Below are 11,733 nucleotides of genomic sequence, written 5' to 3'. Positions count from 1 at the left end.
GCCCGCAGGGAGGCTTCGTATCGGGGTGCAGGGCGGGGGCTGGGTGCCTCGATCGTTGGGTGCGGCGGCTGCGGTGGGGTGGGCTGGGTGCCTCGATGGGTGGGTGCGGCGGCTGCGGTGGGGTGGGCTGGGTGCCTCGATGGGTGGGTGCAGCGGCTGCGGTTCGGGAGCGGGTGGGGCGTTTGGCTGGTCGTGAGGGGAACCATGAGGGAATCAGGGGCCTGTGAGGGTTCCCTGACGGCCCTACGCGGCCAGTGCGTCCGTTACTTGGAGGGCGGGGTTGCGGAAGGGGGTCAGCAGTTCCTTGTCTACGCCTGCTCGGGTGAGGGCTGCTGCGAGCACTGTGGGGCGGGCTCGGTCGCCGCCGTCGGCGATTTTCAGTGCTATTGCGGTTCCGTCTGGCAGTGCGGCCAGTTGCACGGCTTCGAAGCCGTCCTTCGCGATTAGGCCTGGTACGGCCTGCATCAGGCGGGTGACGTCGCGTCGGCTGCCTGCTACCAGGTCCGGGTGCTGCCTGATTCCGTTGGCCACCAACGACTCCGGCGAACCGTCGGGGGCAGTGGCGATCCGTGCGGCGGCTCGTGCCAAACCTCGCAGGGAGAGTGCGAACAGGGGTGCGCCGCAGCCGTCCGTGGCTACTCGTGGCACGGTTTGTCCGGTCAGGTCCTCGACGGTTTCTCTGATCGCGCGCTGCAGCGGATGTGCCGGATCGAGGTAGCCGTCGATGTCCCACCGCTGCTCGCCGCAGACGGCCAGCATCGCGGCGTGCTTGCCGGAGCAGTTGTGCGCGAGCCTTGACGGCATACGTCCGGCTGCGATCCAGGCGTCCCGTTCGACCGGGTCGTACGGCAGGTCGGCGGGGTTGCCCAGATCGGTTTCGGCCAAGCCGCTGCTCGCCAGCACGGCTGCCGCCGCTTGGAGATGCCGCGGTTCGCCGGAGTGGCTCGCCGCGGCGATCGCGAAACCGGACGGATCGAGGCGCAGTCCGAGCCGGGCCATCGCGGTGGCCTGCAACGGTTTCGCGGTCGAGCGCGGGTACATCGCGACGTCCGGGTCGCCTGCCTCGAACAGCGTCGAACCGTCGGGAGCGAGCACGACGACCGAACCGTGGTGCACGCCTTCGACCATGCCGTCGCGGAGAAGGTGGACCAGCGGCACGTGCCGCGGTTCGCGTTCCTGCGGGATCACTGCGCCTCTGCCTTGTCGAACGCGCTCATGTCGATCCGCTTGCGCACGGCGAACCAGCCGGCCACCAGCGCGACGACGATCACCGGCAGCGCCAGCAGGGTGATTCGGCCGGTCTTGTCGAAGCCCATCAGCACGACGACCGCGGCGAGGAACGCGAGGGTCGCGATCTCGGTGTAGGGCGAGAACGGCAGCCGGAAGTGCGGACGGGTCACCTCGCCGCGCTTCGCCTTCCGCACGAACAGCAGGTGGCTGAGCACGATGATCGCCCAGGTGCCGAGAATGCCGACGGCGGCGAAGTTCAGCACGATCTCGAACGCGTCCTTCGGCACCACGTAGTTCAGGCCGACGCCGACCACGCACACCGACGACGTGAGCAGGATCCCGCCGTAGGGCACCTGGTTGCGGTTCATCACGCCGGTGAACCTAGGCGCGGACCCGGCCAGCGACATCGAGCGCAGGATTCGCCCGGTCGAGTACAGGCCCGAGTTGAGGCTCGACAGCGCGGCGGTCAGCACGACCAGGTTCATGATGCTGTCCGCGCCCGGCACGCCCAGCTTCGCCAGCACTGTCACGAACGGGCTCTGGTCGGCCGAGTAGGCGTTCCACGGCAGCAGCATCGCCAGCAGCACGACCGAGCCGACGTAGAACAGCGCGATCCGCCACATGATCGAGTTGATCGCCTTCGGCACGATCTTCTTCGGGTTCTCCGTCTCGCCCGCCGCGACGCCGACCAGCTCGCACGAGGCGTAGGCGAACACGACGCCCTGCACGATCAGGATCATCGGCACGATGCCCGCCGGGAACACGCCGCCGTGGTCGGCGATCAGCTGCGGGCCGGGTGCGTGGCCGTCGATCGGATGCTGCGTCACCAGGAGGACGACGCCGACGATCAGGAACAGCACCAGCGCGGCGACCTTGACGATCGAGAACCAGAACTCCATCTCGCCGAACAGCTTCACCGACACCAGGTTCAGCGACAGCACGACCGCCAGCGCGATCAGCGCCAGCACCCACTGCGGGATCGGGGTGAAGAACGACCAGAAGTGCGCGTACAGCGCGATGGCGGTGATGTCCGCGATGCCGGTGGTCGACCAGTTGAGGAAGTGCATCCAGCCGGCGACGTACGCGCCCTTCTCGCCCATGAACTCGCGCGCATAGGACACGAACGCGCCGGACGACGGCCGGTGCAGGATCAGTTCGCCGAGCGAGCGCACCACGAAGAACGCGAAGAGCCCGCACACCGCGTACACGATCGCGAGCGCCGGACCGGCCTGTGCGAGCCGTCCGCCCGCGCCGAGGAACAGGCCGGTGCCGATCGCGCCGCCGATGGCGATCATGTTGATGTGCCGAGATTTCAGTGCCTTGCGGTATCCGGCGTCGCCCGCGTCGGCGGGATCCGCCTCGGCAGTCGCGGGCAGGGTTTCTTCAGTCACGCGGTGGTACCTGTTTCTGCTTCGCCGGCGCGCGCCGGACGGACGATCGTGGTCAGGGTCTTCTCGACGTGATCGAGATGCTCGGTCATCGCGGCGGCGGCCGCGTCTTCCTCGCCTTGGGCGATCGCCGTGACGATGCGCCGGTGCTCGACGTTCGACTGGGTCCGCCGCCCGCCGAGCTGGTTCAGGAACGCGGACTGGCGGGCCAGCGCGTCGCGGATCTCTTCGATTACCTTCGCGAACACCGGATTGCCTGATGCCCGTGCGATCGTGACGTGAAACTGTGAGTCGAGCGCCACCCACGCGGCGTCGCCGGTCTCGGCGTCCATCCGGTCGACCAGGTCGGCGAGCCGGGCGAGCTGGTCGGCATCGCGTCGCCGCGCGGCGTAGGCGGCCACCGGGACCTCGACGTGCCGGCGCACCTCGACCAGGTCGCGGGCCGAGTAGTCGCCGAACGTAGGGTTCTCCGGCGGGCCGCTCGCGGTGACGAACGTGCCGCGCCCGGTGCGCGACACGGTCAGCCCGAGCGCCTGCAGCCCGCGCAACGCCTCGCGCACGACCGAGCGGCTGACCTCGAACTCCCTGCTCAGCGCGGCTTCCGACGGCAGCTGGTCGCCGACCGCGTACTCGCCCTGCTCGATCGCCCGCCGCAGATGGGCCAGGACGGCCTCCATCGCGCTGACCCGCCGGGGGAGCGGTCCGGCTGCCCGGCTGTCAGACAGGTTCACCCGACGGATGTTCGGTTCCGGCCCGGCCGCTGTCAAGCGGCGCCCCGGCCCGTTGCTCGGCCGTTGTGGGCTGGTTCACGCTCCCGGGTGACTTCGAGCCGTCCGGCTCTCGGCGGCCCCGGTTTTGTCGGTGCCGGGTGCGATCGTGTCCGGGTACCTGAGAAGCGCACCGGTGATCATCACGCCGAACGCGTCCGGCCCGCCGCCCGGCGCGTCGGAGCGACACTCGGCCTTTCGAGAGAGGGAGGATGCAGCCGTCGCGCTCGAACCGCGGCGGACTAGGGTGGGCAGCCCGGGCCCGCCGCGTCGACCGGAGCCGGGAAGCCGTCTGCCTAGGGGAGGTTTTCGCTGGTGTCGAACGATTCTTTCGTCCACCTGCACGTCCACACCGAGTACTCGATGCTGGACGGTGCGGCGAAGATCGGCCCGTTGTTCGCGGAGGCGGCTCGGTTGGGGATGCCCGCGGTGGGGATGACCGATCACGGGAACATGTACGGCGGGGACGAGTTTTTCCAGACGTCGAAGAAGCACGGGATCAAGCCGATCATCGGGATCGAGGCGTATGTCGCGCCGGAGTCGCGGTTTCACAAGAAGCCGGTGTTCTGGGGGCAGGCGTCGCAGCGGGGGTCGGACGAGTTCGGCGAGGGCGGCGACGTGTCGGGCGGCGGTGCGTATACGCACATGACGATGGTGGCGGGGAACGCGACGGGGTTGCGGAATCTGTTCAAGTTGTCGTCGCTGGCGTCGATTCAGGGGTATTACCGGAAGCCGCGGATGGATCGGGAGCTGATCGCGGAGAACGCGGAGGGGATCATCGCGACGACGGGGTGTCCGTCGGGCGAGGTGCAGACGCGGTTGCGGCTGGGGCAGCGGGAGGCGGCGATCCAGGCGGCCTCGGATTACAAGGACATTTTCGGGGCGGGGAACTTCTATCTGGAGCTGATGGACCACGGGTTGCCGATCGAGCGGTCGGTGCGCGAGGGGTTGCTGGAGATCGGGAAGCTGCTGGACCTGCCGCCGTTGGCGACGAACGATTCGCATTATGTGACGAAGGACCAGGCGGACACGCACTCGGCGTTGTTGTGCGTGCAGGCGGGGAAGACGCTGAACGATCCGACGCGGTTCAAGTTCGACGGGGACGGGTATTTCCTGAAGTCCGCGGAGGAGATGCGGGAGTACTGGGACAGGGAGGTTCCGGGGGCGGCGGACAACACGCTGCTGATCGCGGAGCGGGTGGAGTCGTATGAGGACGTGTACGCGCACAAGGACCGGATGCCGGTCTTCGACGTCCCCGAGGGCCACACCGAAGCCTCGTGGCTGCGGCACCAGGTCGCCGAGGGGCTCAAGTGGCGGTTCCCGGACGGCATCCCGGACGGCTACGAGGAACGCTGCGACTACGAACTCAACGTTATTGAGGGCAAGGGCTTCCCGGCCTACTTCCTGATCGTCGCCGACCTGATCCAGCACGCGCGGGAGGTCGGCATCCTGGTCGGTCCCGGCCGTGGTTCCGCGGCCGGCGCGCTCGTCGCGTACGCGCTCGGCATCACGAACCTCGACCCGATCCCGCAGAAGCTGCTGTTCGAGCGGTTCCTGAACCCGGAACGCATGTCGATGCCCGACATCGACATCGACTTCGACGACCGCCGGCGCGGCGAGATGATCCGGTACGCCACCGAGAAGTACGGCGCGGACCGGGTCGCGCAGGTGATCACCTTCGGCACGATTAAGACCAAGGCGGCGATCAAGGACTCCGCCCGCGTGCACTTCGGCCAGCCCGGTTACGCGATCGCGGACAAGATCTCGAAGGCGCTGCCGCCGCCGATCATGGCGAAGGACATCCCGCTGTCGGGCATCGTCGACTCGAAGCACGAGCGCTACGCCGAGGCCGCCGAGGTCCGCACGCTCGTCGAGACCGACGAGGAGTGCAAGACGATCTTCGAGACCGCCCGCGGCCTCGAAGGCCTGATCCGCAACGCCGGCGTGCACGCCTGCGCGGTCATCATGTCGAGCGAACCGCTCACCGACGCGATCCCGGTGTGGCAGCGCGACGACGGCTCGATCATCACCGGCTGGGACTACCCCTCCTGCGAGGCCATCGGCCTGCTGAAGATGGACTTCCTCGGCCTGCGCAACCTGACCGTCATCGGCGACGCGCTGGACAACATCAAGGCCAACCGCGGCGAGGAAATCGACCTCGACCGGCTGGGCTTCGACGACCCCGAGGCGTACAAGCTCCTCGGCCGGGGCGACACGCTCGGCGTGTTCCAGCTCGACGGCGGCGCGATGCGCGACCTGCTGCGGCGCATGCAGCCGACCGGGTTCGAGGACATCATCGCGGTGCTCGCGCTGTACCGGCCCGGCCCGATGGGCATGAACGCGCACAACGACTACGCCGACCGCAAGAACAACCGGCAGCAGATCAAGCCCATTCACCCGCAGCTGGAAGAACCGCTGCGGGAGATCCTGTCCGAGACCTACGGCCTGATCGTCTACCAAGAGCAGATCATGCAGATCGCCCAGAAGGTCGCGGGCTACACGATGGGCCGAGCGGACACGCTCCGCCGCGCGATGGGCAAGAAGAAGAAGGAAGTCCTCGAAAAGGAGTACGAGGGCTTCGAGGAGGGCATGCGGTCGAGCCCGCTGGTCGAGGGCGGCTTCTCGCCGGAAGCGGTCAAGGCGCTGTGGGACACGATTCTCCCGTTCGCCGGGTACGCGTTCAACAAGTCGCACGCCGCCGCCTACGGCCTGATCGCGTACTGGACCGCCTACCTCAAGGCGAACTACACCGCGGAGTACATGGCCGCGCTGTTGACGTCGGTGGGGGACAACAAGGACAAGTCGGCGATTTATCTGTCGGAGTGCCGCCGGCTGGGGATCAAGGTGCTGCCGCCGGACGTGAACGAGTCGGCGTTGCGGTTCGCGGCCGTCGGGAACGACATCCGGTTCGGTCTGGGCGCGGTGCGCAACGTGGGCGCGAACGTGGTGGAGTCGATCATCAAAACCCGCGAGGAGAAGGGCAAGTACTCCTCGTTCACCGATTTCCTGGACAAGTCGGAGCTGGTGGCCTGCAACAAGCGGGTGATCGAGTCGCTGATCAAGGCGGGCGCGTTCGATTCGATGGGGCACACGCGGCTGTCGATGATCCAGGTGCACGAGGACGCGGTGGAGGCCGTCGTCCCGCTCAAGCGCCAGGAAGCGATGGGCCAGTTCGACCTGTTCGGCTCGTTCGGCGCCGACGACGGAGACGCGGCCGAAGCGGCGCCGTCGTCCTCGCCGCTCGCTCACCTCAAGTTCGGCGAGGAGGAGTACCCGCGCAAGCAGCTCCTCGCCTACGAACGCGAGATGCTGGGCCTGTACGTGTCGGCGCACCCGCTCGACGGGGCCGAGCGCATCCTGCGCAAACACGCGCCGAAGCCGATCGCCGCGCTGCTCGCCGACCCGCCGAAGGAGGGCGAGGTCGTCATCTCCGGCCTGCTCACCTCGCTCGAGCGCCGGGTCAACAAGAAAGGCGAGCCCTGGGCGATCTGCACCGTCGAGGACATGGACGCCTCGATCGAGGTGCTGTTCTTCGCCAAGGCGTACTCGATGTTCGCCGCGGACCTGGTCGAGGACAACGCGGTGCTGGTGAAGGGCCGGGTCAACTGGCGCGAGGACAAGATGTCGGTGTTCGGCGGCGGGCTCGTGCCGCTGGACCTCTCGGAGGTCGGCAACGGCGACGAGGAACCGCCGCTGGTGCTGCTGGCTGCGGCCGAGAAGATCGACCACGCCGTGGTCAGCGAGCTGAAGTCGACGCTGCTGGCGCACAAGGGCGATACGCCGGTGCACCTCAAGCTCGTCGGCAAGAACCAGACGGTCTTCGCGCTTTACGATTACCCGGTGAAGGTCAGCTCGATGCTCATCGGTGAGCTCAAGGGCATCCCTGGGATCACCGCGAACACCTGATGAGCGGGGCGGAGCCGGATCCCCGCCGCTGGCGGGCGCTCGCGGTCACTCTCACCGCCGGGTTCATGACGCTGCTGGACGTCAGCATCGTCAACACGGCTCTGCCCTCGATCCAGCGCGACCTGAAGACCGGGGCGGGCACCATCCAGTGGGTGGTCTCGGGCTACGCGCTCGCCTTCGGCCTGGTCCTGGTCACCGGCGGCCGGCTCGGCGACGCGCTGGGCCGCCGCCGGATGTTCCTCGTCGCGCTGGCCGCGTTCGTCGCGACGAGCGCGCTCGCCGGCGCGGCTCCCGATCCGGCGACGCTTGTCGCCGCCCGGCTCGCCCAGGGCTGTGCCGCGGGCATGCTGACGCCGCAGAACAGCGGCCTGATCCAGGACCTGTTCCGCGGTGCCGAACGCGGGCGGGCGTTCGGCATGTTCGGCGCGGTCGTCGGCATCTCCACTGCGGTCGGGCCGGTGCTCGGCGGCGTGATCCTCGCGTTGTTCGGAGACCCGGACGGCTGGCGGTGGGTGTTCTACGTGAACGTGCCGATCGGGGTGATCGCTTTCGGGCTCGCGATGAAGCTGCTGCCCCGCACGGACCGGCGGAAACTCCGGGTGCGCACGGAAATCGACTTCGCCGGGATCGTGCTGCTCGCCGTCGCGGTGCTCGGCGTGCTGCTGCCGCTCGTGCAGTCCGAACGGGGCGGGCTCGCCCGGTTCTGGTGGCTGTTCGGGGTGGCGATCGTCTTCGGCGGCGTCTTCGTGTGGTGGGAACGGCGCGTCACGCGAAGGAACCGGCCGCCGCTGCTGGACATGCGGCTCTTCACCGGCACTCCGGGCTACGCGAGCGGCGCGGCGGTCGGGGCACTGTACTTCTGCGGGTTCGCCGGGATCTGGCTGGTGTTCGCGCTCTTCTTCCAGCAGGGGCTCGGATACACGCCGCTGCAGTCCGGCTTGGCCGTCACGCCCTTCGCGCTGAGTTCGGCCGTGACGGCGGCGGTCGCCGGACGGCTCGTGGCCCGGTTCGGCCGGAAGCTGACCGTGATGGGCCTGAGCATCGTGGCGCTCTCGTTGTTGTCGGTGGGCTTGGTCGTGCAGTTGGTGCCGCCGTCGGCCGCCGGGTTCGCGGTGGCCGGTCCGCTGCTGATCGGCGGGATCGGCGGCGGGATGGTGATCTCGCCGAACACGACGCTCACGCTCGAATGCGTGCCGAACCGGCTGGCCGGCGTCGCCGGGGGAGCGCTGCAAACCGGTCAGCGGATCGGCACCGCGATCGGCACGGCCGTGCTGGCGTCGGTGTTCGAATCGGTGGTCGCGACGTCCGGGCACCAGACGGCGCTCACCGCGGCGATGTGCTGCGCGGCGGGGCTCACGCTGATCGCGCTGGCTTTCGCGACCCTCGAACTCCGCGCCCGCCGGCGGCGTGCCATCCTGTCGGAGGAGCAGCGAGCGGCGCAGTCGGCGGCGAATATTCACCGCACGTGACCACACAACGCTGAACTTCCCTATTCGGTGAGCTACTTCCCGCCACCAGGTGATACTCCATCCGAGTGACAGGTGACCTTCGGCCCTAGTGCTACTCAGAGCAACCGAGTAGACCTTATGGAGCCTTCAGAACGACACTTTGGCTACCTACAGTGGCAATTCGTTCGATCGACCGGGGATGGGTCGATCGGCCGAGCGGCCCGGGAGTCCGAAAATCCGGGGAATGGACACCCGGAGTCGCATCCCGGTACGAAATTCGTCGGCGTCCGCGGGGGACCGTACGGCGAATCGCCGGGGCACTGCCCGGAGTGGCCGGCCGAGTGCGCGCGAAGGCAACGGGGCGGGCCCGGGCGAGGGGGAACCGGGCCCGCCCGCCCTTTCTCTTTCCGGTCTTGCTCGCGGGCCGCCGCGCTCGTCTTGACGTTCCCCTTGGGACCGGCCCCACGCTCAGGGTGTTCCGAACGAGGGAGGACCCGTGACCGACCTGCTGACCATCGGCGCGTTCGCGCTCCTGGCCCGCCTCTCGCCCAAAGCGCTGCGGCGGTACGACGAGACGAACCTGCTGCTGCCTGCCCGCGTCGACCCGGACGCCGGCTGCCGCTGGTACTCGCCGGACCAGCTCGACCGGGCCTGGCACGTCGTCCAGCTGCGCCGGATCGTTCGCGAAGTGCCCGACCGCACGCTGCTCACCACCTCCGAGCACCTGACCGCCGACCGGATCGGCGAGTCCGCCGCCCCGCTGTTCGCGTTCTTCGGCGGCCCGGCGGTCCCGCGCGCAGAAGGCAGCGCCGGGCGGCCGTTTCTGCACTATCACGGCGGAATCAGCAATGACGGCGACGACCTGGTCGAATTCTGCTGTCCGATCGACTCCGAAGGCGGGGAGATCGCCTTCCCGGAGATGACGGTCGGCATCGACGAGGCGGGACGCGAGGCCTATGTCACCGTGGAGAAGGCGAACATGATGACTGCTCTCGGCGCCGAGTCGCTGCACCAATGGCTGACTGACCACGACGAGCAGGCCGGACTGGAAGCCGCGCCAGATCTTCCTGTGCGACCCCGGGCAGTCCGCTCTCGGCGACCCGGTCTTCGAACTGGCGGTCCGGCTGCGCTGAGGCGTGCGCTTTCACCCGGTTCCGGCTGTTCGGGGATGTCGCGCTCGCGCCGCGGCGTCGATCATGTTGGGATGGGCCGCGTTCTGCGGAAAGGGGAGCGCACATGGCCCACGAGTCGTTGCCGGGCAACCGGATCCGGGTGTGGTACCGGCCGATGCGACCACGCGACAGCGGCGAAGGACATCGCGTCTCGACGCCGCTGGAGCTGCTGTTCGACCTGTGTTTCGTGGTCGCCGTCGGCCAGGCCGGCGCGCAGTTGCACCACGCGCTTTCCGAAGGTCACGTCGGGCACGGGGTGCTCAGCTTCGCGATGGTGTTCTTCGCGATCTGGTGGGGCTGGCTGAACTTCAGCTGGTTCGCGTCGGCGTTCGACACCGACGACGTGCCGTACCGGCTGGCCACCCTCGTCCAGATCGCCGGCGGCCTGACCGTCGCGGCCGGCGTCGACAAAGCCTTCGAGGGCGACTTCACGATCGTGGTCATCGGGTACGTCCTGATGCGCCTCGCCGCGGTCACGCAGTGGCTCCGCGCGGCCCGGCAAGCCCCGGAAACCCGCACGACCGCGTACTTCTACGCGGCGGGGATCACGCTCTGCCAGATCCTCTGGATCGTCCGGCTCGCCCTGCCCGGCACCTCGGGGCTGATCGGCTTCTTCGTGCTGGTCGTCCTCGAACTCGCGGTGCCGGTGCTGGCGGAGCGGCAGTCGGGCACCGCGTGGCACCCGCACCACATCGCCGAGCGGTACGGGCTGTTCACGCTCATCGTGCTCGGCGAGACCGTGCTCAGCGCCACCAACGCGGTGAAGGAGGGGATCGCGGAGGGCGAGCACACCGGGGAGCTGGTGTCGCTGGCCGCCGCCGGCCTGGTCCTGGTGTTCTCGATGTGGTGGCTTTACTTCGACCAGCCCGGGCACGTCCGGCTCGAACGCGGCAACTCGCTGCGGACTGCGTTGAGCTGGGGATACGGGCACTACCTGATTTTCGGTTCGGCCGCGGCGGTCGGCGCCGGGCTGGAACTGGCGGTCGGTTTCGACAGCGGGCAGGTGCATCTCAGCGGGGTCGTCGTCGCGCTGGCCGTGACGGTCCCGGTCGCGCTTTTCCTGCTGAGCGTGTGGCTGCTGCACATCGGCCCCACGAACGAATGCCGCCCGATCGCGATCGGCTTCCCGGTGGCCGCGGTGCTCGTGCTCGCCGCGTCGTTCGGTCCGGCGCCGATCCACGTGACGGCCGTCCTCGCGGCGATCCTCGTCGGGGTCACGGTGATCGCGACGCACGGGGAGCGCGAGCCGGGCTGACCGGCGTTCGCTCCGCGGCCGCCGGATCGACGCAGGTCAGCGGCTTGGCGCGAAAAAAGTGACCCCCCTGTTCGAGGGCCGTTTCGGGCCGTGTAATGTTCTCTTCGTCGCCAGGGAGACCGGGCGGCCGCCGGGGCCACGAACCAAGCTCCCACAGTGGTGGTAGAGTGGGTGGCCCCAAAACCTCCGGAGCTGAACCAGCCCCCGACGAAGCCTCGAGCTTCCGAGGGTGTAGAGTTGGACTCCGGAAAAACAAAAGCTTGAAATAACGCGTCGAGCTTGGCCTGGTTGATTCCGGGGCTGGTTCGGGGTGTGTTGCTTGAGAACTCAACAGTGTGCTAGTGAACTAAGCCAGTAGAGCTTATATGAAACCCCCTCGTCGGGGTTTCCTTTGAGAAGTGATTGAGAAGTAGTCTCGATCGAACTGTTCATTGTTGGAGAGTTTGATCCTGGCTCAGGACGAACGCTGGCGGCGTGCTTAACACATGCAAGTCGAACGCTGAACCGGTTTCGGCCGGGGATGAGTGGCGAACGGGTGAGTAACACGTGGGTAATCTGCCCTGTACT

The 11,733-nt window shown here is 68.2% G+C and carries 6 protein-coding genes, 1 rRNA gene and 1 pseudogene; 5 read left to right on the top strand and 3 right to left on the bottom strand.

What is annotated here, in order from left to right; genetic code table 11:
* Nucleotides 1–243 precede the first annotated feature (243 nt).
* Genes L942_RS23320 through L942_RS23310 form a run of 3 tightly spaced genes read right to left on the bottom strand, consistent with a single transcriptional unit; the run spans nt 244 to nt 3,295 of the window.
* Nucleotides 244–1,188 (bottom strand): asparaginase, encoded by a 945-nt coding sequence (locus L942_RS23320; protein WP_037364161.1) that lies wholly within the window; start codon nt 1,186–1,188, stop codon nt 244–246.
* Nucleotides 1,185–2,621, bottom strand: a complete 1,437-nt coding sequence (locus L942_RS23315; RefSeq protein ID WP_037364159.1) for an amino acid permease — start codon at nt 2,619–2,621, stop codon at nt 1,185–1,187. The genes L942_RS23320 and L942_RS23315 overlap by 4 nt, the downstream gene beginning before the upstream one ends.
* Nucleotides 2,618–3,295 (bottom strand): FadR/GntR family transcriptional regulator, encoded by a 678-nt coding sequence (locus L942_RS23310; RefSeq protein WP_037364163.1) that lies wholly within the window; start codon nt 3,293–3,295, stop codon nt 2,618–2,620. Before L942_RS23310 ends, L942_RS23315 begins: the two co-directional genes overlap by 4 nt.
* Nucleotides 3,296–3,700: 405 nt before the next feature.
* Here L942_RS23310 and dnaE point away from each other — a divergent pair, with 405 nt between their 5' ends.
* From dnaE to L942_RS23290, 5 genes and pseudogenes are all read left to right on the top strand, one after another.
* Complete coding sequence (dnaE, locus tag L942_RS23305; protein ID WP_037364156.1) at nt 3,701–7,291, top strand: DNA polymerase III subunit alpha; 3,591 nt, start codon at nt 3,701–3,703, stop codon at nt 7,289–7,291.
* Complete coding sequence (locus L942_RS23300; RefSeq protein ID WP_037364154.1) at nt 7,291–8,760, top strand: MFS transporter; 1,470 nt, start codon at nt 7,291–7,293, stop codon at nt 8,758–8,760. The genes dnaE and L942_RS23300 overlap by 1 nt, the downstream gene beginning before the upstream one ends.
* A gap of 475 nt (nt 8,761–9,235) precedes the next feature.
* Nucleotides 9,236–9,400, top strand: a pseudogene (locus tag L942_RS45525) (MerR family DNA-binding transcriptional regulator); the annotation flags it as partial.
* Nucleotides 9,401–9,975: 575 nt separating this feature from the next.
* Nucleotides 9,976–11,166, top strand: a complete 1,191-nt coding sequence (locus L942_RS23295; RefSeq protein ID WP_037364151.1) for a low temperature requirement protein A — start codon at nt 9,976–9,978, stop codon at nt 11,164–11,166.
* Between the two features lie 431 nt (nt 11,167–11,597).
* Nucleotides 11,598–11,733, top strand: a 16S ribosomal RNA gene (locus tag L942_RS23290); the annotation flags it as partial.

Origin of the sequence: Amycolatopsis orientalis DSM 43388 (assembly GCF_000411975.1) — a bacterium.
GTDB classification, from domain to species: Bacteria; Actinomycetota; Actinomycetes; order Mycobacteriales; family Pseudonocardiaceae; genus Amycolatopsis; species Amycolatopsis orientalis_D.
The sequence above is the reverse complement of the archived record's forward strand: the minus strand, read 5'-3'. Positions and strand labels throughout refer to the sequence as shown.

What these genes read in the sequence shown, in the direction of transcription:
- L942_RS23295 (WP_037364151.1), top strand. Translation starts at nt 9,976, where the DNA reads ATGGCCCACGAGTCGTTGCCGGGCAACCGGATCCGGGTGTGGTACCGG.
- L942_RS23310 (WP_037364163.1), bottom strand. Translation starts at nt 3,295, where the DNA reads ATGGAGGCCGTCCTGGCCCATCTGCGGCGGGCGATCGAGCAGGGCGAG.
- L942_RS23300 (WP_037364154.1), top strand. Translation starts at nt 7,291, where the DNA reads ATGAGCGGGGCGGAGCCGGATCCCCGCCGCTGGCGGGCGCTCGCGGTC.